Origin of the sequence: Cryobacterium sp. MLB-32 (assembly GCF_000738085.1) — a bacterium.
Classification (GTDB): domain Bacteria; phylum Actinomycetota; class Actinomycetes; order Actinomycetales; family Microbacteriaceae; genus Cryobacterium.
Window position 1 is genome coordinate 12,059 of the sequence record NZ_JPRS01000047.1, and the last position, 20,780, is coordinate 32,838.

At 66.2% G+C, this 20,780-nt stretch carries 21 protein-coding genes; 15 read left to right on the plus strand and 6 right to left on the minus strand.

The window, feature by feature from the left end; genetic code table 11:
- Entirely contained in the window at positions 1–1,047 is a 1,047-nt protein-coding gene (locus JF66_RS06970; protein ID WP_231556330.1) for an APC family permease, read from the plus strand.
- Between the two features lie 65 nt (positions 1,048–1,112).
- On the opposite strand, the gene JF66_RS06975 is transcribed toward JF66_RS06970, so the two are convergent.
- Complete coding sequence (locus JF66_RS06975) at positions 1,113–1,895, minus strand: Bax inhibitor-1/YccA family protein (RefSeq protein ID WP_035876499.1); 783 nt, start codon at positions 1,893–1,895, stop codon at positions 1,113–1,115.
- Between the two features lie 97 nt (positions 1,896–1,992).
- Positions 1,993–2,511 carry a hypothetical protein gene (locus JF66_RS06980; protein WP_156109680.1) on the minus strand — a complete coding sequence of 173 codons (519 nt, stop codon included), beginning with the start codon at positions 2,509–2,511 and terminating at the stop codon, positions 1,993–1,995.
- 37 nt (positions 2,512–2,548) lie between these two features.
- On the opposite strand from JF66_RS06980, the gene JF66_RS06985 reads away from it, so the two are divergent.
- From JF66_RS06985 to JF66_RS22890, 7 genes are all read left to right on the plus strand, one after another.
- A complete protein-coding gene (locus tag JF66_RS06985; RefSeq protein WP_035876502.1) occupies positions 2,549–3,553 on the plus strand; it encodes a glycerophosphodiester phosphodiesterase family protein in 1,005 nt (334 codons plus the stop codon).
- Between the two features lie 45 nt (positions 3,554–3,598).
- Positions 3,599–6,070, plus strand: a complete 2,472-nt coding sequence (locus tag JF66_RS06990; protein ID WP_035876504.1) for an ATP-dependent helicase — start codon at positions 3,599–3,601, stop codon at positions 6,068–6,070.
- On the plus strand, positions 6,070–7,224 hold the full coding sequence (locus JF66_RS06995; protein WP_231556331.1) for an FUSC family protein: 1,155 nt from the start codon (positions 6,070–6,072) through the stop codon (positions 7,222–7,224). The genes JF66_RS06990 and JF66_RS06995 overlap by 1 nt, the downstream gene beginning before the upstream one ends.
- 77 nt (positions 7,225–7,301) lie before the next feature.
- Positions 7,302–8,729 (plus strand): ferric reductase-like transmembrane domain-containing protein, encoded by a 1,428-nt coding sequence (locus tag JF66_RS07000; protein ID WP_035876506.1) that lies wholly within the window; start codon positions 7,302–7,304, stop codon positions 8,727–8,729.
- Positions 8,726–9,319, plus strand: coding sequence for an FMN-binding protein (locus JF66_RS07005; protein ID WP_035876509.1), 594 nt, complete (start codon positions 8,726–8,728; stop codon positions 9,317–9,319). The genes JF66_RS07000 and JF66_RS07005 overlap by 4 nt, the downstream gene beginning before the upstream one ends.
- Positions 9,303–10,076 carry an FAD:protein FMN transferase gene (locus JF66_RS07010; protein ID WP_231556332.1) on the plus strand — a complete coding sequence of 258 codons (774 nt, stop codon included), beginning with the start codon at positions 9,303–9,305 and terminating at the stop codon, positions 10,074–10,076. Before JF66_RS07005 ends, JF66_RS07010 begins: the two co-directional genes overlap by 17 nt.
- Positions 10,077–10,206: 130 nt before the next feature.
- On the plus strand, positions 10,207–10,371 hold the full coding sequence (locus tag JF66_RS22890; protein ID WP_156109681.1) for a hypothetical protein: 165 nt from the start codon (positions 10,207–10,209) through the stop codon (positions 10,369–10,371).
- Between the two features lie 89 nt (positions 10,372–10,460).
- Here JF66_RS22890 and JF66_RS07015 read toward each other — a convergent pair whose 3' ends face one another.
- Positions 10,461–10,982, minus strand: coding sequence for a MarR family winged helix-turn-helix transcriptional regulator (locus tag JF66_RS07015; RefSeq protein ID WP_035876511.1), 522 nt, complete (start codon positions 10,980–10,982; stop codon positions 10,461–10,463).
- 38 nt (positions 10,983–11,020) lie between these two features.
- Between JF66_RS07015 and JF66_RS24985 the strand changes: the two genes are divergently transcribed.
- Positions 11,021–11,155: a hypothetical protein gene (locus JF66_RS24985; RefSeq protein WP_255351513.1), complete on the plus strand. Its 135-nt coding sequence runs from the start codon at positions 11,021–11,023 to the stop codon at positions 11,153–11,155.
- A 13-nt stretch (positions 11,156–11,168) separates the two neighbouring features.
- Here the strand turns inward: JF66_RS24985 and JF66_RS07020 are convergent, their stop codons facing one another.
- Positions 11,169–11,483, minus strand: a complete 315-nt coding sequence (locus JF66_RS07020; protein WP_081882204.1) for a DUF3054 domain-containing protein — start codon at positions 11,481–11,483, stop codon at positions 11,169–11,171.
- A gap of 87 nt (positions 11,484–11,570) precedes the next feature.
- Positions 11,571–12,281 (minus strand): VIT family protein, encoded by a 711-nt coding sequence (locus JF66_RS07025; protein WP_035876514.1) that lies wholly within the window; start codon positions 12,279–12,281, stop codon positions 11,571–11,573.
- 199 nt (positions 12,282–12,480) lie between these two features.
- Between JF66_RS07025 and sucC the strand changes: the two genes are divergently transcribed.
- The 6 genes from sucC (at position 12,481) to JF66_RS07055 (ending at position 19,690) form a co-directional block, all read left to right on the plus strand.
- Positions 12,481–13,650 carry an ADP-forming succinate--CoA ligase subunit beta gene (gene sucC, locus JF66_RS07030; RefSeq protein WP_035876516.1) on the plus strand — a complete coding sequence of 390 codons (1,170 nt, stop codon included), beginning with the start codon at positions 12,481–12,483 and terminating at the stop codon, positions 13,648–13,650.
- A 19-nt stretch (positions 13,651–13,669) separates the two neighbouring features.
- Entirely contained in the window at positions 13,670–14,572 is a 903-nt protein-coding gene (gene sucD, locus JF66_RS07035) for a succinate--CoA ligase subunit alpha (protein WP_035876518.1), read from the plus strand.
- A 124-nt stretch (positions 14,573–14,696) separates the two neighbouring features.
- Positions 14,697–16,004: a DUF6350 family protein gene (locus JF66_RS07040; RefSeq protein ID WP_051973233.1), complete on the plus strand. Its 1,308-nt coding sequence runs from the start codon at positions 14,697–14,699 to the stop codon at positions 16,002–16,004.
- Between the two features lie 143 nt (positions 16,005–16,147).
- On the plus strand, positions 16,148–16,741 hold the full coding sequence (gene purN, locus JF66_RS07045; RefSeq protein WP_035876537.1) for a phosphoribosylglycinamide formyltransferase: 594 nt from the start codon (positions 16,148–16,150) through the stop codon (positions 16,739–16,741).
- Complete coding sequence (purH, locus tag JF66_RS07050; RefSeq protein WP_051973234.1) at positions 16,738–18,438, plus strand: bifunctional phosphoribosylaminoimidazolecarboxamide formyltransferase/IMP cyclohydrolase; 1,701 nt, start codon at positions 16,738–16,740, stop codon at positions 18,436–18,438. Before purN ends, purH begins: the two co-directional genes overlap by 4 nt.
- Positions 18,439–18,610: 172 nt before the next feature.
- Positions 18,611–19,690 (plus strand): Glu/Leu/Phe/Val dehydrogenase dimerization domain-containing protein, encoded by a 1,080-nt coding sequence (locus tag JF66_RS07055; protein ID WP_051973235.1) that lies wholly within the window; start codon positions 18,611–18,613, stop codon positions 19,688–19,690.
- 232 nt (positions 19,691–19,922) lie between these two features.
- Here the strand turns inward: JF66_RS07055 and JF66_RS07060 are convergent, their stop codons facing one another.
- Positions 19,923–20,612: a DedA family protein gene (locus tag JF66_RS07060; RefSeq protein ID WP_051973236.1), complete on the minus strand. Its 690-nt coding sequence runs from the start codon at positions 20,610–20,612 to the stop codon at positions 19,923–19,925.
- Between the last annotated feature and the right edge of the window lie 168 nt (positions 20,613–20,780).

The window sequence follows — 20,780 nt, forward strand, 5'->3', positions numbered from 1 at the left end:
GTGGATGTCGGGGCCAAGGTGCTCGGGCTGCTGATGTTGCTCGAACTCACCGCCCTGCTCGTCACCGCCGTCGCTATCCTGGTGGACGGAGGGCCCGAGGGACTCAACCTCGCTGCATCGTTCAGCCCTGGAGCAATCATCGCCGGAGGGCTCACGGGGTCGGCCGGCATCGCGTTCGCCTTCGCGTTCGCCTCGTTCATCGGCTTCGAAGCCACCGCGATCTACGGCGAGGAATCCAAGGACCCGAAGACCGTCGTGCCACGGGCGACCTATCTCGCCGTCGGCGTGATCACGGTGCTGTTCGCGGTTACCGCCTTCGCGATGGTCACCGGGCTCGGGGCCTCCACGGTGGTCGAGAAGACCGTGGAGCTCTCGACCCTCGACGGCGTGCCGCTCGCCGATCCGGCCGCCGTGCTCTTTGCCCTCGCCACCCAGTACGTCGGGCCGTGGATGGCGACCGGCATGAGCATCCTGGTGCTATCGAGCCTCTTCGCCGGCCTGCTGGCCTTCCAGAACGCCGCCGGTCGCTACCTGTTCGCTCTCGGTCGCGGCGGCGCACTGCCCCGACCGCTCAGCCGCGTCAACAAGCGAGGCGCCCCGAGCACGGCGTCCCTCGTGACCTCGGCCTTCACCGGTGTGGTCATCATCACCTTCGCGCTCTTCCAGCTTGACCCGGTGCTGAACCTCTTCTACTGGTTCAGCGGGCTTGCCGTGGTCGCGATCGTGCTGATCGAGATTCTGGTGTGCATTGCCGTCATCGTGTTCTTCCGCCGCAATCCCGGCTCGGAGAATCTGTTCCAGACCGTCATCGCCCCGATACTCGCCACCATCGGGCTGGTTCTGGGCGAGTACCTGCTGATGAGCCGCTTCGGGCTGCTGGCCGGCACGGTCGCCGACGGCGTGGACCCGACAGTGACACCGTGGGGCTTGAGCCCGATCGGCTGGGTGCTGGTGTGCATACCGTTCGTTCTCTTGCTGGTCGGCTACCTCGGTTCGGCGCTGTCCAAGAGCGAGAACGAGTCACTCGTGAAGGACGTATTGTCCTGATCGACTAGGCAGAGACACAAAAGCGGGGCCGGTCCAGGTGGACCGGCCCCGCTTCTCTTGTGGTGCTATTCGCCGCGGAGGATGGCGAAGATGCGCAGCAGCTCGATGTAGAGCCACACGACGGTCAGGACGATGCCAAAGGCAGCCGACCAGCCGTACTTGCTGGGAGCGCCGTTGTTGACGCCCTTCTGGATGAAGTCGAAGTCGAGCACGAGGGAGTACGCGGCCATGACCACAGCGAGCAGGCCGATGGCGACGCCGAGCCATCCGCTCCGCAGGCCGAAGGCACCGTCAACGCCACCGAAGATCATCAGGCCGAAGTTGATCAGCGAGAACACTCCATAGCCGACCATGGCGATCGTGAAGATCTTGGTGGCCTTCTTGGAGGCGCGAATCTTGCCGCTGCGGAACAGGGCCAGCGTCACGCCGACGACCACGAAGGTGGCGAGGACAGCCTGCGTGACGAGACCGGGCCAAATGCTCTCGAAGTAGTTGGAGATGCCACCCACAAAGAGCCCCTGGACGGCAGCAAACGCGAGGATCAAACCCGGCGACGGCTCCTTCTTGAACGTGTTGACGAGGCCGAGCACGAATCCGGCAATGGCGGCCGGGATCGTCAGCTGGGGAACGAACCAGCCGACAGCGGCCGCCACGAGCAGGATCGCGAATGCAATGCTGGTCTTGCGTATGGTGTCTTCATACGACATACGGCCGGTATCCTGCGAGCCGGCCGAAGGCTGGTCGTACATCGTCTGCAGGTCACTATCGGAAAGAGCCTTCGACGACGCCAATGCGCCCGGAGCGCCGAAAGCGGCGTTGCGGGAGAAAGCGGGGTTGGAGGAAGCCATGGGTTCAGAACTCACAATCAGCTGTGGTGCGTGGGACCGCCCCAATAGGGTGCAGTCCTTCCAACCTATCCGAGCCCGGCATGGAATGTGCTGGGGATCAGCTGCTTTGCAGCGAGAGCAGCCGGGCCCGGCGCCATGCATGGAGTTGCGCGTGCATCCAGACGGCGAGCCAGGCGCCCGCGACGGTGGCCAGGGTGCCGATGACCAGTGCCAGCATATTCTGGCCGTAGTCCTGTAACCAGACCTTGATCCCGATACTGGCCGCGATGGGTGCCAACACGGTGAGATAGGTGAGCGCGGGCCGATGCCGCACCACGAGCCAGCCGCCGAGCAGTAGGGCGAAGGCCCCCATGAAATCGACCCCGCCCAACAGGATGACGCCGGCCAGCAGGCACGGAAAGAGCACGATGACCCGGCGCCAGAGAGCCCCGGGCAGCAGGAGCCAGCCGATGGCCTGGACGGCAGGGCCGATGGCCAGAAACCACAGGCTGTACGTGCTCGACAGGCTTGTGGCGGCAACGCCCAGCGCGATGACCGTAAGTCCGGCGACGGATCGCGCGCGCGGGCGTCCCCACCGATAGGGCAGTACATCAAAGGGTTCACTCAGCGTCGTCACAGGAATGATTCTCGCAGGCTGCGGATAGCCTTGGTACATGCACACGATCGTGATCGGTCATCGCGGGGCCAGCGGCTACCGTCCGGAACACACCCGCTCGGCCTTCGACCTGGCATTCGCGCTCGGTGCCGATGCCGTCGAGCCCGATGTCGTGGCTACCCGAGACGGCGTCCTCGTCGTGCGGCACGAGAACGAGATTTCGGGCACAACGGATGTCGCCTCGCGGCCCGATTTCGTGGGTCGCCGCACCCGCAAACTGATCGACGGCGTCGTGCTCACCGGATGGTTCACCGAGGACTTCACCTGGGCCGAACTCGCCACCCTGCGCGCCAAAGAACGCATGCCGAAGACTCGCCAGCCCAACGCGAGTTTTGACGGAGAGCACCCGATCCTGCGCCTGCGGGACCTCCTCGACCTCGTCGACGACGCCGCGGAAACGAGCTCGCGGGCCTTGGGGCTGGTCGCGGAGATCAAGCACGCCACTTATTTCGCGTCGATCGGCCTGCCGCTCGACGAACTGTTCGCCGCCGAGGTCGCCGCCGCCGGGTGGAACACCGATCGGCTCACGGTGGAAAGCTTCGAACTCGGCGTGCTGGGCCAGCTGCGCGAGCGAGGCATCCGCGGCACCCGAATCTTCCTGCTCGAAGACACGGGCCAGCCGCACGACGAGCGTGCGCGGCACGGCGATGGCGCCCGGCACTACTCCGATTACCTGACGGAGGCCGGACTCGCCGAGCTCGCCGACCAGGTCGATGGGGTGAGCGTGCACAAGTCGCGCATCCTTGACCCGGCACGACCAGCCGGCGACACGGGCTTCACCTCTCTCGTTGCCGAGGCGCACGCCGCCGGCCTTCAGGCGTACTGCTGGACCCTGCGTCCGGAAAACCGGTTCCTGGCCCCGAGTTACCAGCGCGGAGCGCGTAAAAGCGACTGGGGCAACTGGCAACAGGAGTTCAGCACGATCTTCGCGAGCGGCATCGACGGGGTTTTCGCGGACCACCCCGATCTCGCGGTGCACGTGCGCGCTGCTCGGGCATCCTGACCATCCGCGGCCGTGTCAGGGGCATCGCCTAGAATTGGTAGTCATATGACGACGCCTTCCAGCCCCGTACCTTCGTCCACGCCGATCATCGTGGATGGTTCCGGCCACCCGGTCGGCCTGCACGGCGCCGCCGGCGACTCGGGGCGGCAGAGCCCGCTTCTCGACGGGCTCAATCCCGAGCAGCGGGAGGCCGTCGAGTACCGCGGCCAGGCGTTGCTCATCATCGCCGGCGCCGGATCGGGCAAGACCAGCGTGCTGACCCGCCGGGTGGCCAGCCTGCTCGAAACGCGCGATGCCTGGCCCAGTCAGATCCTCGCGATCACATTTACCAACAAGGCCGCGGCCGAGATGCGCGAGCGCGTGCAGGCCATCCTCGGTCAGGGTTCCGAGGGCATGTGGATCTCCACCTTCCACTCCTCCTGTGTGCGCATTCTGCGCCGCGAGGCGGAGAGCGTGGGCCTCTCGAAGACCTTCAGCATTTATGACTCGGCCGACAGCAAGGTCACCCTCAAGCGCATCATCAAGTCGCTCAACGCCGACACCCTCGGTTTCACGCCGGGCAACGCGTCGGCGAAGATCTCCAAGTACAAGAACGAGTTGGCGGATGCCGACTCCTACGCCCGCAACGCCAACATGAGCGACCCGCAAGAAGTCATGTTCGTCGAGATTTTCCGGCAGTACACCAGTCGGCTGCGTGCCGCGAGCGCTCTCGACTTCGACGACCTCATCGGTGAGACCGTCTACCTGTTTCGGGCCTTTCCGAAGGTGGCCGCGTTGTATCGGCGACGATTCCGACACCTGCTGGTCGACGAATACCAGGACACCAACCACGCCCAGTACGCCCTGATCCGCGAGCTCACCCGCCCGGTCTCGAACGACCTCGCCGAGGAGATGGACGCCGACGGGGTGCACGTGCGCGGTCTGCGCGACGCCACCGGTGCCATCCCCGGCGCCTCGCTCACCGTGGTGGGGGATTCCGACCAGTCGATCTATGCCTTCCGCGGCGCCGACACCCGCAATATCAGCGGTTTCGAACAGGATTTCCCGGGCGCCAAGGTCATCCTGCTCGAGCAGAACTATCGGTCCACCCAGAACATCCTGAGCGCCGCGAACGCCGTGATCGGGCACAACTTCGACCGCAAGGAGAAGAAGCTGTGGAGCGCCGGCGGCGACGGTGAGAAGATCACGGGCTACACCGCGTATTCCGGTCACGACGAGGCGCAGTTCGTCTCCGACGAGATCGAGGCTCTGCACTCCGCGGGCATGGCCTACCGCGACATGGCCGTGTTCTACCGTACCAATGCGCAGACCCGTGCACTCGAAGAGATCCTGGTGCGGTCCGCCACGCCCTACCGCGTGGTGGGCGGCACCAAGTTCTACGAACGTGCCGAAATCAAAGATGCCCTGGCCTACCTGATCTCGGTCGCGAACCCGGTCGACGAGCTCGCGCTTCGCCGCATCCTGAATACCCCGAAGCGTGGCATCGGCCCCGCGACCGAAACCGCACTGTCGAGCTTCGCCGACGACAACGGACTCACGTTCCGTCAGGCCATGCGCGAATCGAGTGCTCTCGGCCTCGGCCCCAAGGTCACCGGCGCCATCCTGAAGCTCGCCGAACTGCTCGACTCCGCAGCGCTCCTGCTCGACCCGGAGGCACCCGCCGGACCGGCCAACGTGTCCGAAGTGCTCACCTTCCTGCTCGACGGCAGCGGACTGCTCTCGGTGTTGCGGGGCAGTCGCGACCCACAAGACGAGGCTCGCGCCGAGAACATCGAGGAGCTCGTCGCCCAGACAAAAGACTTCAACAAGGAGAACCCCGACGGCGGGCTCGTCGACTTCCTCACCCAGGTGTCGCTCGTCGCGGCCGCGGACGACCTCGATGACGCCTCCGGAACGGTGTCTCTCATGACGCTGCACACCGCGAAGGGCCTGGAGTACGACGCCGTGTTCCTCACGGGAGTTGAAGAAGGCCTGCTGCCGCACCAGATGTCGGCCAACGAACCCGGTGGCCCTGCCGAGGAACGCCGGCTCTTCTACGTGGGCATCACCCGTGCCCGAAAGCGCCTGTACCTTTCGTTGGCGATGACTCGAGCCCAGTTCGGCGACATCAATGTGGCCATGCCCAGCCGTTACCTGCAGGAGATCCCGGCCGAGCTCATCGACTGGAAACAGTCGCCGGGAACGGCAAACTCGCGCGGAGGCACGCAGCCGCGAGCCCTGAACGCCCGCCGCGACGGCTTCGGTGGGGGATTCAACGGGCGTAGCAAGGAGCAGGCCGGACTGCCGCCTGCCCCGCCCAAGCCGAAGACCGAGTGGGCAAACAAGATCACCGGCACCGTGCGCGACAACGGCAGTCTCGAGCTCGCCGCGGGCGATCGCATCCGTCACCACGATTTCGGTGAAGGCCGCGTGAATCAGGTCACCGGTGAGGGCACCAAGCGCATCGCCCATGTGCAGTTCGACACCTCGGGGGCAAAGAAGCTGCTGATCAAGATCGCGCCCATCGAGAAGATCTAGTGCATCCGATCGAGCCGGGCCACGCGGGCCGGTCTGACGGCGCGGTGGACGGCGGGGTGGACGCCCGCCGCAGCGCGCCGGAGTCGCTGAATCAGTGGGCGTTCTCCCTGCGAGCCTTCCAGTTCGAGGTGGCCACGCGGGCCGCCGTCTCGGTGGCGCTCCCGCTCGTCGTGCTGCTGCTCACGGGTCATCTCGACTGGGCAGCCTACGCGGCCTTCGGTGCCATGACGAGCCTGTTCGGCCGCAACGAGCCGTATCGAATTCGGGTGCGCACGGTCACCGTTGCCGGGCTTCTCATGCTCGTCATCATTGCCGGTGGTCTCGTGCTCGCCGTGTCACAGGCCTCCCTGCTCATTCTCGCTCTCGGACTCGTCGTCGTGATCACCCTCGGCATTCTGGTGGCCTCGACGGCCGGCCTGTTCCCGGCCACGCCCATCTTCTTCGTGTTCGGTTACGCCGTGGTTGCCCAGGTGCCCACTCCCGGGGACGAATTCTGGGTGCGACTGCTCGTGGCCGTGGCCGCCGCAGCCTTCGCCTGGTTGCTCAGTATGTCGGGCTGGCTCCTGCGCCGTCTCGCCGGAGAACGCTCCGACAGCATGTTCAAGAACCTGCTGCGTGGTGCCGTGGTGCATCCGCGCGCGTGGCGCGACCCCCAGGTGTGGCTGTCCATCGCGCAGAACGTGGTGGGCGCGCTGCTGGCCGGCGGCCTGGCCATGCTCGTCGGCATCGGGCATCCGTATTGGGCGGTGGTCAGCGTTATTGCGGTTCTGCCGCCCCCGCGCGCCGCGCACTCGGTGTCGCGCGCCTTTCATCGCATCATCGGCACCGCGGTCGGTGTCGTGATTGCGGGGCTCGTGCTGCTGCCCGGCCCGTCGGTGGTGATTCTGATTCTGGTGATCGCGGCCTGTCAGTTCGGTGCCGAACTGCTGATCGGCCGCCACTACGGCGCGGCCCTGTTGTTCGTGACGCCACTCGCGCTCACCGTGGTGCACCTCACAAGCCCGGTACCCGTGCAATCGCTGCTCATCGACCGGGTCGTGGAGACGACACTCGGCGGCAGCGTGGCTCTTGCCATCGTGCTGCTCGCGCAGGCCGTGCTGCGTCGCCGAACCAGCCGTCTGCGCCCCGCCTCGTCCGGGATCGGCACCTCCTAACGACAGCATTGCCGGCGCACAGGTTGTTCACAGCTTGTCGATAGCAGTTCGCTTGGCTTTCTGGTCATGATCTCCCTATGACCTCCGACACACGCGCAACCCGAGCTGGCTTTACGCGGCCCTCCACGGTGAACGGGCGACACCCGGTGCCCGAGGCCTACAAGCGACGGATGCGCCTGGCCGACAGCCTGCAGGTGATCTGCGTCACCTCGGTCGCCGTTGTGATCGCGATCTTCCTCGCCGATGGGGGAGCGGCCCGTTTCGGCACCCTGGCGGATGCGCTGACCTCCTCAGGCATCCTCGCGGGGCTCGTCGGAACCGACCTGCTGCTGCTCATGCTTGTGCTCGCGGCGCGGCTTCCCCCCGTCGACCGGGCATTCGGCCACGACCGGGCAATGGCCGTGCACCAGCAGATGGGCAAGCCCGCGCTGTACCTGCTGATCGGTCACGCGGTGCTGCTGATCGGCGGTTACGCGGCGGCCGAGAACGTGAACGTCTTTGCCGAAACGTGGAGCATGCTCACGACCCTTCCGGATATGCCCCTCGCCTTCATCGGGCTGGGCGTGCTGATCGTCGTGGTCGTCTCGAGCATCGTTGTGGTGCGTCGCAAGTTCCGCTACGAGGCCTGGCATGCCGTACACCTGCTGGCTTATCTCGCGGTGCTCGTCGCGATCCCGCACCAGTTGAGCGTCGGCAATCTGCTCAGCGAGGGCACCATTGCCCGCTACTACTGGCTGGCCCTCTACGTCGCTGTCGCCGGATCGATCGTGCTCTTCCGCTTCGTGCTCCCGGTCGTGCGGTCACTGCGTCATGGGCTCATCGTCGAAAACGTGGAACGCGTCGCGCCCGGGGTCGCATCGATTCGGATCTCCGGCCGCCACCTCGACACGTTGAAGGCCACGTCCGGTCAGTTCTTCGTCTGGCGCTTCTGGGCCAGGGGCGTGTGGTGGCAGTCGCATCCGTTCTCGCTCTCGGCCGCGCCCACCGAATCGACGCTGCGCATCACGGTGCGCGCTCTTGGTGACGCCTCCTCCACCCTCACCGGTCTCAGCCACGGCACCCGGGTGAGCTTCGAAGGCCCCTACGGTATCTTCACCGACCGGGCCAGGACGGCGCCGGGGATCGTGCTCATCGCGGCCGGCATCGGCGTAGCCCCCATTCGGTCCCTGCTGGAAACGGCCGTCTTCGCGCCGGGTCAGGCGACGGTTATCCTCCGTTCCCACTCGGTCGGGGACAGCTACCTCGCCGAGGAGGTCGCGGAACTGTGCCGCGTCCGCGGCGCGGAGCTGCGCATCATCGCCGGCAAGCGACCGCCCGGGGTCGACAGCTGGCTGCCGGTCGACGCCTATCGAGCCGGCATCACCATCCGCAAGATCGTGCCCTGGGTGCGTGCGGCCGACGTGTATGTGTGCGGACCCCGAGCCTGGACGGACGCGGTGGTTCGTGACGCACGCGCCGCTGGGCTGCCCGCCCGACAGGTTCACTACGAAAGGTTTGACTGGTGAGAGTACGCGCAGTGTTCGCGGCCGGAGTGGCCTCCCTCTCGGTGCTGGGCATCGGTTGGCAGCTGGGCTCTTCCGCCTTCGACGCGAATCAGAACCTGGCCGTCTCCACGTCGGCCGCGTCCGGCACCGTTGTCACGGGAGCCGCTCCGGTGCCGACCACCTCCGCGTCCACGACATCGTCGGCGGGCGCAGCCTCGTCCGGTGCGTCGTCGTCAGGCACGGCCGCCTCCGCAGCGACCTCGGCGGCTGCCGCCCAGGCGGCGGCGGATGCTCAGGCGGCGGCGAGTGCGGCGGCCGCGGCATCCGCAGCCCCGTCGGGCACCTTCACCGGGTCGGTCGTGCAGACCCAGTTCGGCAATGTGCAGGTATCGGTCACGATCGCCAACGGCGCGATCACCGAGGTCACCCCGCTCCAGCTGACGACGAGGGGCGGACGGTCGGTGGCAATCAGCAACCAGGCCGCCCCCATTCTTCGTTCCGAGGTTTTGACGGCCCAGTCCGCGCGGGTGCAGAACGTGGGCGGCGCGACTTACACAACCTACGGTTATCTCACCTCGCTCCAGGCCGCCCTTGATGCTGCCAAGTTCTGACCTGACCGCGGTCACGTTCGAGACGATGGGCACCGTGGTCAGCCTGCGGCTAGCCGACACCGTCACCGATGCCGCGACCCGACGTGAGGCGCGCTCGATCGCCGAGCAGGTCTTCGGGCGGTGGAATGGGCGCTTCAGCCTGTATTCGCCTGATTCGGAGATCAGTCTGGTGGCGAGCGGGCGCATCCGGCTGACTGAGGCGAGCGAGGAACTGCGCACCTGCTACGCGCTGGCGCTGGAGTGGCGGGACCGTACCGGCGGGGTGTTCACTCCGCACCGAGCGGACGGTGTCATTGACCTGTCGGGAGTCGTCAAGGCCCTCGCCATCGATGAGGCCGGCGCCGCACTGTCATCTCGGGGGTTCGAGGCCTGGTCCATCAATGCGGGTGGCGACATCCTCGTGTGCGGCGTGCCGTCGGCGGATGAGGGTTGGGTCACGTCGATCGTGGATCCCCATGATCGGCACGATGTGTTGGCCACCGTGCCCATGATCGGGGCACTCCGAGCGGTGGCGACGTCGGGGAGCGCGGAGCGCGGCGAGCACATTTGGACGCCCGGTGCAGAGCCGTCTCCGTTCCGTCAAGTGAGTGTCTTCGCCGCCGATATCGTGACCGCCGACGTGCTCGCGACCGCCATCGTGGCCGGGGGAGAATTCACTCTCAACGAGAGCACCGCCGCGCATCCCATCGAGGTTCTGGCCGTGCTGCGGGACGGCCGGCTGCGCGCGACCCCGGGGCTTCGGCAGCCATCGAACTGACTTCTCACGGCACCGAACGCCCCCTTGTATGTACCGATGGGGCGGTGTACTTTGGCGCGCGTAGAGACCGTAGCCAGAGACGAGCCGGAGTCAAGCCGGAGCCAGAGACAGGCCTGAGGAGGGTGCAACCATGAGCGATCCCGACGACGAATTCTGGACCGATGAAGACCGTATGGTGCAGGAGATCGGCTCCGCGGTCGACGACCTTGACTTCGACCTTGAGGCGATCGAAAATGCGGGTTCTGACGCCGACGAGCGTGAGGTCGAGCTGGACGTCGAGCCTGACGACTACTGAGCCTGACGACTACTGAGCCTGACGAGTGCTGGGCCGTTCGACTACTGAGCCGGACGAGTGCTGAGCCGTTCGAGTGCTGAGCCGGACGACTACTGAGTCGGTTTCGCCGCGCTGACATCCTGAGCTCCGAGTCCCAGGAGCCGGTGCTCCGGGTCGAGAGTTCCCAGTAGCGCGCCGCAGATTTCGCTGAGCTGCGCCACCTGTGCCGGGGAGAGCGGATCGAAGACCAGGGTGCGAACCTCCTCGACGTGCCCGGGAGCGCTCGCCACGACCTTAGCCCAGCCGTCGTCGGTCAGGGTGGCCAGCGAGGCGCGTGCGTCGGTCGGCGACGGGCTGCGCCGCAGCAATCCCTGGTCCTCCAGCCGGCCGATCACGTGCGAGAGCCGTGACAGGGACGCGTTCACGCGCGAGGCGACCTCGGTCAGTGCGAGCGACCGGTTCGGGCTCTCAGAGATCATCGCGAGCACGTAATACTCGAAGTGACTGAGGCCGGTATCCCGCTTGAGCTCGGTCTCGAGCCTGCTGGGCAGAAGCATGGTCACGGCCATCAAACGCAGCCAGGCGGCACGTTCATCGTCGGTGAGCCAGCGGGGTGCGGAGGGATCGGGCATGCCGAAATTCTAGCATTTAACTTGATGCTTCAATAAAAATGGACGAGGTTTCAGTTGTTGTTTCAACTCATATTGAGAAACGACCTGGGCGAAATGACGACATCAGCACGCTGCAGCTCAACCCGGCCCACGAGTCGTTCAACTGGAACGCCGCGGTGAAGGTGCTGGCCTAGCCTCGACCGATCGTCAGGCCTGGCTGTTCGGCGCGCTCAACCGGCCCACGAGCAAAGCCAGACCTCGCCAGCCGATGAGGAAGACGCCGAGGGTGATCGTGGTCACGATGGCGAAGCTGAGCTGCACACCCTGGCCGCTCACGACGCGCAGCAGCAGACCGCCCACGACAGTCGCTAGCCAAATCCCGATGCCCGTCCATACGATGCGCTGCGGGCTGCGCCAGGCGCGCATGACGAGCCAGCCGATGAGGAGGCCACCCAGAAAGGGCCACCAGGTGTTCAGGGTGCCGAGCAGGCCTTCGCCGTGGCTGGCCCGACCGATCAGCACGAAGATGAGGCGCAGGCGGCGTCGAGCGCTGCGGCCCCGGTGAGTGCGGCGACGCGGGATTTGTCGGCTGTCATGATCCCAGCCTAGCTAGACGGCGCCGCCGATCAGGGCGCCAATGAAATAGGTCGCGGCGAGGGCGAGCAAGCCACCGATGACGATGCGGGTGATCGCCCGGATCTTGGAGCTTCCGCCAAGGTAAGCGCTGAGCCAGCCGGTGATCACCAGGGCGATGAGAACCGCGATGACCACGGCGGCGATACGCCATTCGGCCGGCGGCAGGAGCACAGCGAGAAGCGGCAGTGCCGCACCCACGGTGAAGGCGATCGCCGAGGCGAAGGCGGCATGCCACGGGTTGGAGACGTCTTCCGCGTCGATGTGCAGTTCCACCTCAAGGTGCGCGGCCAGGGCATCGTGCTTGGTGAGCTCGACCGCAACCTGCTTGGCCGTCTGGGTGGAGAGGCCCTTGCTCTCATAGAAACCGGCGAGTTCGGCGAGTTCCTCTTCCGGTTCGTTTTCGAGCTCCCACATCTCTTTCGCGATGAGGGCGTGTTCGGAGTCACGCTGGCTGCTCACGGACACGTATTCGCCCAGAGCCATGGAGACGGCTCCCGCGACAAGGCTGGCCACACCGGCGATGAGAATCACGGCGGAATCGGTCGTGGCGGCGGCGACGCCGACCACGAGGGCGGCGACGGACACGATGCCGTCATTCGCGCCGAGAACACCGGCGCGCAACCAGTTGAGACGGGCGGCGAGACCGCCGGAGTGGGGCTCTACGGATTGAACGGTTTCAGTCATAGTGATAGATAATCACTCCCGGCCGGTGTTATCCAGCAAGGTGTGGCTAGCCTTAAGACGTGGCCCCTGCGCGCTGCGAGAAGAGATAGAGTTTCAGATGGTCGGTATGTCTTGATGTCGAGCTAATTTACGACACGGCTGCTGTCACCAACAACCTCAAAACCAGCGTGTGAGCTGAGACGCGGATTGGAAGAGCAGCGTGGATCTTTACGAATACCAAGCCAGAGACCTCTTTGAGGGATACGGTGTGCCGGTTCTGCCGGGCATCATTGCGGACACCCCCGCCGAAGTGCGTGCAGCAGCCGAGAAACTGGGCGGTGTTGTCGTCGTCAAGGCCCAGGTCAAGGTCGGCGGCCGCGGCAAGGCCGGCGGCGTCAAGGTTGCCAAGACTCCGGACGATGCCGAGGCCGCTGGCCGCGACATCCTGGGTCTCGACATCAAGGGCCACACCGTCCACCGCGTCATGGTGGCCGGCGGAGCCCGCATCAAGCAGGAGTTCTACTTCTCCGTGCTGCTGGACCGGTCCAACCGGTCCTACCTGTCGCTCGCGAGCTACGAAGGTGGCGTGGAGATCGAGGTTCTCGCGGTCGAGAAGCCCGAGGCTCTGGCCTACACGGCCGTCGACCCTGCCGTCGGCATCACCCTGGCCGTCGCGACGCAGATCGCCATCGACGCGAAGTTCCCCGCCGAACTCGTCGACAAGGTCGCTCCGGTCTTCGTCAAGCTCTACAACGTATTCAAGGGCGAAGACGCGACCCTGGTTGAGGTCAACCCCCTCGTCCTCACCGAAGAGGGCGACATCATCGCCCTCGACGGCAAGGTCACGATCGACGAGAACGCCGAGTTCCGTCACCCGAACCACGCGCTTCTCGAAGACGCGGCCGCCGCTGACCCGCTCGAGGCCAAGGCCAAGCTCGCCGGACTCAACTACGTCAAGCTCGACGGTGAAGTGGGCATCATCGGAAACGGTGCAGGCCTGGTCATGTCGACGCTCGACGTTGTCGCCTATGCCGGCGAAAACTTCGGCAGCGTCAAGCCGGCCAACTTCCTCGACATCGGAGGCGGAGCATCCGCTGAGGTCATGGCTGCCGGCCTCGACGTCATCCTGGGTGACCCGCAGGTCAAGTCGGTCTTCGTGAACGTGTTCGGCGGCATCACCGCGTGCGACGCCGTTGCGAAGGGCATCGTGGGCGCGCTTGCCGAGCTCGGCACGTCTGCCAACAAGCCGCTCGTGGTTCGCCTCGACGGCAACAACGTTGACGAGGGCCGTCGCATTCTGGCCGAGGCCAACCACCCGCTCGTCACCCTGGCCGCCACGATGGACGAGGGCGCCGCCAAGGCCGCCGAACTCGCCCACGCCGCCAACTGACTCACTAAGGAGCCAACGAATGTCTATTTTCCTCAACAAGGACTCCAAGGTCATCGTTCAGGGCATCACCGGAGGTGAGGGCACCAAGCACACCGCCCTCATGCTCAAGGCCGGTACCCAGGTCGTCGGTGGCGTGAACGCGCGCAAGGCGGGCACCACCGTTGTGCACGGTGACGTCGAACTGCCCGTGTTCGGAACGGTCGCCGAGGCTGTCGCCACGACCGGCGCCGACGTCTCCATCGTGTTCGTCCCGCCGGTGTTCACCAAGGACGCCGTCATCGAAGCGATCGACGCCGAGATCCCCCTTCTCGTCATCATCACCGAAGGCGTGCCCGTGCAGGACTCTGCCGAGTTCTGGGCGTATGCCAAGGCCAAGGGCAACAAGACCCGCATCATCGGGCCGAACTGCCCCGGCATCATCACCCCCGGTGAGGCGCTCGTGGGCATCACGCCCGCGAACATCACCGTGAAGGGACCGGTCGGCCTCGTCTCGAAGTCCGGCACCCTGACCTACCAGATGATGTACGAACTGCGCGACCTGGGCTTCTCCACCGCGATCGGCATCGGTGGCGACCCGATCATCGGCACCACCCACATCGACGCCCTCGAGGCGTTCGAGGCCGACCCCGACACCCTCGCGATCGTCATGATCGGCGAAATCGGCGGAGACGCCGAGGAGAAAGCCGCCGAGTACATCAAGGCTCACGTCACGAAGCCGGTCATCGGCTACGTCGCCGGTTTCACTGCTCCCGAAGGTAAGACCATGGGCCACGCCGGCGCCATCGTCTCCGACGGAGCCGGAACCGCACAGGGCAAGAAGGAGGCCCTCGAGGCCGCCGGAGTCAAGGTCGGCAAGACGCCGAGCGAGGCTGCAACCCTGCTTCGTGCCGCACTGGCCGAGCTGAAGGTCGCTGCGCTGTAACAATTCCGTTCGAAGGGCCCGTCGCTTGCGACGGGCCCTTCGTGTTTAACATCGTCATGTGGGCGCAGATCGCCGCGAAAGGTGCCGGAAGACCGCCGGGAGGCCGGGTAGGCTCGAAGACCGGATGAACCGCACAACGACAGCCCTACTCGCCGCCCTCGAGGCGCTGCTTGTCGTCGCCATCGGCATCGGCATTGCGCTCGTGCCGCTGACCGTGCTGTGGGCGGCGCACTTCGGACTCTCCATCGAGTGGTTCGTGTTCTGGCGTGCCGCGGTCGACGTGTGGCTGCTCGGAAATGGGGTCGACCTCAGCGTGCAGCTCGGCACGGACGTCTCAGCCGCATTGGGCCTGCCCGGAGCGGATGCGCCGTTCGCGGTCACCCTCGCGCCCCTTGGTTTCGCCGTCGTCACCGCGCTCCTGGGCGCACTCACCGGTCGTCGCGCGGCCGAGACTCCGCACCGCTGGGTGGGCGTGGTCGCGGCCGTCGCCGTGTACGGGCTGATGGCCACACTCGCGACGTTTTCGGCTCTAAGCGAGAGCGTGACCCCGGTCGTTCTGCAGGGTGCTCTCGTGCCCACTGTCATCTACGGCGCGGGGGTGCTGTTCGGCGCCGAGCGTGCGAAGTTGCGCCACGATCTCGTGCTCCGTCACAATTCGGGTCGCGAGAACCCGGGCGAGCGGCTCGACCCGGTGAGCCGGGGCATCCGTGACCGCTACCGTGGCCTGCAGCAGACCACTCGCACCGTCATTACAGGTTCCCTGCGCGGCGGTGCGGCAGCCAGCGCCGCGATCATGGCCGTCTCGGCCGTCGCATTCTTTGTGCTGATTGTGGCGAACTACGCCACGATCATTGGGCTCTACGAGGCGATCCAGGCGGGTATCGTCGGCGGTGCCACGATTACCTTCGCGCAGCTCGCTTTCATCCCCAACCTGGTGATCTGGACAATGGCCTGGTTCATCGGTCCGGGTATCGCCGTGGGCGTGGGCTCGAACGTGTCGCCGGCGGGGGCCATGCTCGGTCCGATTCCCGGACTGCCCATTCTCGGTGTTCTCCCACAGGGCGCCCCCGCGTGGGGATTCCTGGGCCTGCTCGTTCCCATTCTGATCGGGTTCATCGCCGCCGTCATTGTTCGTCAACTGCTCGACCGGCCAGGGGTTCCCGAGCGCAGTGCCCTGCAGCATGCCCTGAGTGGCGTAGGCATGGGCGTGGTCGCCGGTCTGATCCTCGGGTTGCTCTCCTGGTGGTCGGCCGGATCGATCGGACCGGGGCGACTGTCAGACGTGGGACCGAATCCGCTGCTCGTCGGGGCGCTGGCCGCCGCCGAGATCGGCGTGGCAGCCGCCATCGGAATGCTCGTGGGAGCGAAGGTGCGGGTACCGCGGGTGCGCGTTCCGCGCCCTCGCGCCAAGGTCAAGCCCGCCCGACGCTGACTCGGCGCTGACCGCTCGCGGTCCGCGTGCCCGCTGTGGCGGTAGCCGGACTTGGCAGCGGCACGGGCGGACTGGCGTGGGGGAGCGGATGCCGGTGCAGCCGGATGCCCGGGACCGCACTCCCCGACGGTAAGATTTACCTCGTGCTGTCATTGGTCGTATTGATTTCCGGCGGGGGATCCAACCTGCGTTCCCTGCTTGAGGCGTCAGAGGACGCCGAATATCCTGCTCGCGTCGTGGCCATCGGTGCCGACCGCGACGCCGACGGCCTGGCCCTCGGCGAAGAATTCGGTATCCCCACCTTTTCCGTGCCGTTCACGTCGTTTCCCGACCGCGCGGCCTGGGGCGACGAGCTCCTGGCCCAGATCGGGCAGTGGCAGCCCGACCTCGTCGTGCTCAGCGGGCTCATGCGCCTGTTGCCGCCCCGGGTGGTGGCCGCGCTCTCCCCGAATCTGATCAACACGCATCCGGCCTACCTGCCCGAATTCCCCGGAGCGCACGGCGTGCGCGACGCGCTCGCCGCCGGCGTCACCCAGACCGGCGCGAGCATCATTGTGGTTGACAACGGTGTCGACGACGGACCGATCATTTCGCAGGAACGGGTCGCGGTTACCCCCGACGACACCGAAGCCTCCCTGCATGACCGCATCAAAACCGTTGAACGCCGCCTGCTGGTGCAGGCGATCCTCGACATCGCCAACGGACACGTCAATCTCAAGGAGCATTCCACAGCATGAGCGGTAACACCGATATCGGCCAGACGAACCACGCGAGCCACGCCGCGAGCCTCTACCGCAACCGGGACCTGATCCCGATCAAGCGGGCCCTCATTTCGGTCAGCGACAAGAGCGGCCTGCTCGAACTGGCCGGCGTCCTTGCCTCGTCGGGCGTCGAAATCGTGTCGACGGGCTCGACGGCCGCCACCATCCGCGCGGCCGGCCACGAGGTGACCGACGTCTCCGCCGTCACCGGCTTCCCCGAGTCCCTCGACGGACGTGTGAAGACCCTGCACCCGGGCGTTCACGCCGGGATCCTCGCCGACCTGCGTCTCGAGTCGCACGAGGCACAGCTGAACGACCTCGGCATCGAGGCCTTCCAGCTCGTCGTCGTGAACCTCTACCCCTTCGTCGAGACGGTCGAGTCCGGTGCCGAAGCGGCGGACGTCATCGAACAGATCGACATCGGTGGGCCGGCCCTCGTGCGCGCCGCCGCCAAGAATCACGCCAATGTGGCAATCGTGGTCGATCCGGCCAACTACGGCGAGATCGTCGAGGCCGTCGCGGCCGGAGGATCAACCCTTAAACTGCGGCAGAAGCTCGCATCCCTCGCGTTCGAACACACTGCGGACTACGACCTGAGCGTTTCCGCCTGGTTCACCGAGAACGTCTATGACCAGTGGGAAGAAGACGTTGAGATCCTTGAGGGCGACCTCATGGAAGACGACGAGACGGGCGACGACGACCTGCCCCTCGACTCGCCCTTCCCCGATGGCATCGTCATTGAGGCCGAACGCGACGCGATCCTGCGCTACGGCGAGAATTCGCACCAGGCCGCGGCCCTCTACGTGGGCGAGGGCGGGCGCGGCATCGCCCAGGCCGCGCAGCTGCACGGCAAGGAGATGTCGTACAACAACTACGTCGACGCGGATGCCGCAGTGCGCGCCGCGTACGACTTCACCGTGCCGGCCGTCGCCATCGTGAAGCACTCGAACCCGTGCGGCATCGCCGTCGCCGGCGCGAAGACGCCCGATTCCATCGCCTCGGCGCACCACCGCGCGCACGACTGCGACCCGATGAGCGCCTTCGGCGGAGTGATCGCCGCCAACCGCCCGGTCACCCTGGCCATGGCCGAAACCGTCAGCCAGATTTTCACCGAGGTGCTCGTGGCTCCTGGCTTTGAGCCCGAGGCCCTCACTGTTCTCATGGGCAAGAAGAACATCCGTCTGCTGGAGCTGCCGGCCGACTACGAGCGGTCCTCCCTCGAGCTGCGCCAGATCTCCGGCGGCCTGCTTGTGCAGCAGACCGACACCTTTGAGGACTTCAGCTCGGAAGGCTGGACCCTCGCCGCGGGACCCGAAGCGGATGCCGCCACCCGCGCCGACCTCGAGTTCGCGTGGAAGGCCTGCCGCTCGGTGAAGTCGAACGCTATTCTGCTTGCACATGCCGGGGCATCCGTCGGGGTGGGAATGGGTCAGGTCAACCGTGTCGACTCCTGCCACCTCGCGGTGAACCGCGCCGGCGACCGTGCCCGGGGTTCGGTGGCCGCGTCTGACGCGTTCTTCCCGTTCGCCGATGGCCTGCAGGTGCTGCTGGAGGCCGGCGTCACCGCCGTCGTACAGCCCGGCGGATCGGTGCGCGATGACGAGGTCATCGCGGCGGCCAACGCGGCCGGCGTCACCATGTATTTCACAGGAGAGCGTCACTTCTTCCACTAAGCACCAGAACTGCACACACAGCACCCTCGTCGATCTGACGAGGGTGCTGTGTGCATAGTGCACGCCGGCAGAATTGACGGTTTCGCTCCGTCGCGCCTTTCGTTAGTCTTGTGTCGGCACGCACCCCGTGCTGACCACGCGCCCACAAGGCCGGCCCCTAGGAGAAACACCCATGACACTCACGCACCCCGCACCGTCGCTGGACGCGCTTGCCGGAATTCCGTTCACCCACGAGCGGGTGCTCATCACCACCGGAGTGCGCTCCGGCCTGGTGATCACGGTGGCCGTGCACTCCACCAAGCTCGGGCAGGCCCTCGGCGGGGCGCGCATGTGGCAGTACCCCGACTGGACGGATGCGGTGGCCGACGCCCTGCGCCTGTCCAAGGCGATGACGCTGAAGAACGCTGCCGCGGGGCTCAACCTCGGTGGCGGAAAGTCCGTGATCCACCTGCCACTCGGTGTTGTGCTGAGCGACGAGGACAAGCGTGACGCCATGCTCGACCTCGGTGACGCCATCGAGAGCCTGAACGGCGCCTACATGACGGCAGAGGATGTCGGCACGAGCGCCGAGCTGATGGCCATCGTGCAGGAGCGCACCGACCACGTCTGTGGCCTTCCCGCCTCAAGCGGCGGCGTGGGAGAACCTGCCGACGCGACGGCCGCGGGCGTGTACGCGAGCATTGTGTCCACACTGGAGGCTCTGTTCGGCAGCCGTGACGTCACGGGCCGTCACCTCGTGATTTCCGGGCTCGGCCAGGTGGGGGGCCGTCTCGCGGTCGCTCTCGCCGCCGCCGGGGCCATCCTCACGGTGACCGACATCAACCCGGACAAGCGCGAGCTCGCGGACCGGCTCGGCGCCGAGTGGGTGCCCGTGGCCGGCGCTCACCGCATCCAGGCCGACCTGTTCGTGCCCTGCGGTCTGGGCGGCGTACTCACGTCGACGGTGATCGGGGAGCTCAACGTGCTCGGCGTCGTGGGAGCGGCCAACAATCAGCTGGAGGACCCTTCCGGTGCGGCGGAGCTCGACGCCCGCGGCATCCTCTGGGCGCCGGACTTCGTCGTGAACGCCGGCGGGGTGGTGTACCTGGCCATGGCGAGCGAGCCGAACGCCGATCTCGCGAGCATCACGGCCCGGGTCGACGCGATCGCCGATGTGGTGACCCAGATTTTCGCGGACGCGCACGCCGAGGGCATCACGACCCTCGTCGCGGCCGAGCGGCTCGCCGCTGCTCGTCTCAACGCCGCGAGCTAGCCTTCTAGGCCCGGAAACCTGCGCGAGCCGAGCTGCGTTCACCGCTCGGCTCGCGGGGTCTCGATCGCGCGTGCTGCCCATCCGCTGGTCGAGGCGCGAGGCACGAGCGATCGAGACCGGGTGAGGTGCGCTGCGTTGCCGGGTCGGGTCTCAGGCTTGGCTCGCGGGGTCTCGATCGCTCCTTCGTCGCGCCTCGACCGGCGAGGGATCGAACCGGCGGCCGAGGAGTGGGCTAATCGACGAGTTCCGTGGGAATCGTCGTTTCCGGTACCGGCGCGTGGCCGCGTGATGCGCGTGCATTACGCGCTGCCTTGTACAGCTCGCGCAGGATCGGGATACCGGATATCAGCACGATGGCGATGATGAAGTATTCCGAGTACCGGGCGACGAATTCGATCTGACCGAGCAGGAAGCCCATCATGGTGAGGCCGACGCCCCACAGAAATGCACCGAGCATGTTGAATCCCACGAACGAGCGGTAGCGCATACGCCCGACACCGGCCGCTACGGGCACGAAGGCGCGGAACACCGGGAGAAAGCGTGCCATGACGATGGCCTTGCCACCGTGCTTGGCGAAGAAGGCGTTGGTGTGCTCGACGTTCTTCGGATTGAAGAACCGGTTCTGCTCGCGGGCGAAAACCGCCGGGCCGGCTTTGCGGCCGATGTAATAAGCGAGCTGATCGCCGGCAAACGCGGCGACGAACACGACCAGGCACGTGATCCAGATGGGGAACGGCACAATTCCGGTGGCCGTGAGCAGTCCCACCGTGAAGAGCAGGGAATCACCGGGCAGGAACGACAGGACGATGAATCCGGTCTCGACGAACACGACGGCGGCCACACCGATCAGCACGAACGACCCGAACCAGCCGATCAGCCACTCGGAGTCGAGAAAGCTGATACCGAAGAGCATGGGATGCATGAACGTCCTTTCATTGAGCCGGCTGGCGCGCACGAACCCGCCACCCAGAGTAGTTCACGCGCATCACAGGCTCGTGCGGATGAAAAAATTCCTTGCCTTGCTCCCTCATGAGCCATAGTCTGAAAGGCTGCCTGATCCGGGGGGCACCAGAAAAAATCCTACGCGCTC

Coding starts and splice junctions, on each gene's coding strand:
- JF66_RS07000 (WP_035876506.1), top strand. CDS start 7,302: ATGACCTCCGACACACGCGCAACCCGAGCTGGCTTTACGCGGCCCTCC.
- JF66_RS07060 (WP_051973236.1), bottom strand. CDS start 20,612: ATGCATCCCATGCTCTTCGGTATCAGCTTTCTCGACTCCGAGTGGCTG.
- JF66_RS07025 (WP_035876514.1), bottom strand. CDS start 12,281: ATGACTGAAACCGTTCAATCCGTAGAGCCCCACTCCGGCGGTCTCGCC.
- JF66_RS07040 (WP_051973233.1), top strand. CDS start 14,697: ATGAACCGCACAACGACAGCCCTACTCGCCGCCCTCGAGGCGCTGCTT.
- purH (WP_051973234.1), top strand. CDS start 16,738: ATGAGCGGTAACACCGATATCGGCCAGACGAACCACGCGAGCCACGCC.
- JF66_RS06975 (WP_035876499.1), bottom strand. CDS start 1,895: ATGGCTTCCTCCAACCCCGCTTTCTCCCGCAACGCCGCTTTCGGCGCT.
- JF66_RS07015 (WP_035876511.1), bottom strand. CDS start 10,982: ATGCCCGATCCCTCCGCACCCCGCTGGCTCACCGACGATGAACGTGCC.
- JF66_RS06990 (WP_035876504.1), top strand. CDS start 3,599: ATGACGACGCCTTCCAGCCCCGTACCTTCGTCCACGCCGATCATCGTG.
- JF66_RS06985 (WP_035876502.1), top strand. CDS start 2,549: ATGCACACGATCGTGATCGGTCATCGCGGGGCCAGCGGCTACCGTCCG.
- JF66_RS07055 (WP_051973235.1), top strand. CDS start 18,611: ATGACACTCACGCACCCCGCACCGTCGCTGGACGCGCTTGCCGGAATT.
- JF66_RS07010 (WP_231556332.1), top strand. CDS start 9,303: ATGCTGCCAAGTTCTGACCTGACCGCGGTCACGTTCGAGACGATGGGC.
- JF66_RS22890 (WP_156109681.1), top strand. CDS start 10,207: ATGAGCGATCCCGACGACGAATTCTGGACCGATGAAGACCGTATGGTG.
- sucD (WP_035876518.1), top strand. CDS start 13,670: ATGTCTATTTTCCTCAACAAGGACTCCAAGGTCATCGTTCAGGGCATC.
- JF66_RS24985 (WP_255351513.1), top strand. CDS start 11,021: ATGGACGAGGTTTCAGTTGTTGTTTCAACTCATATTGAGAAACGACCT.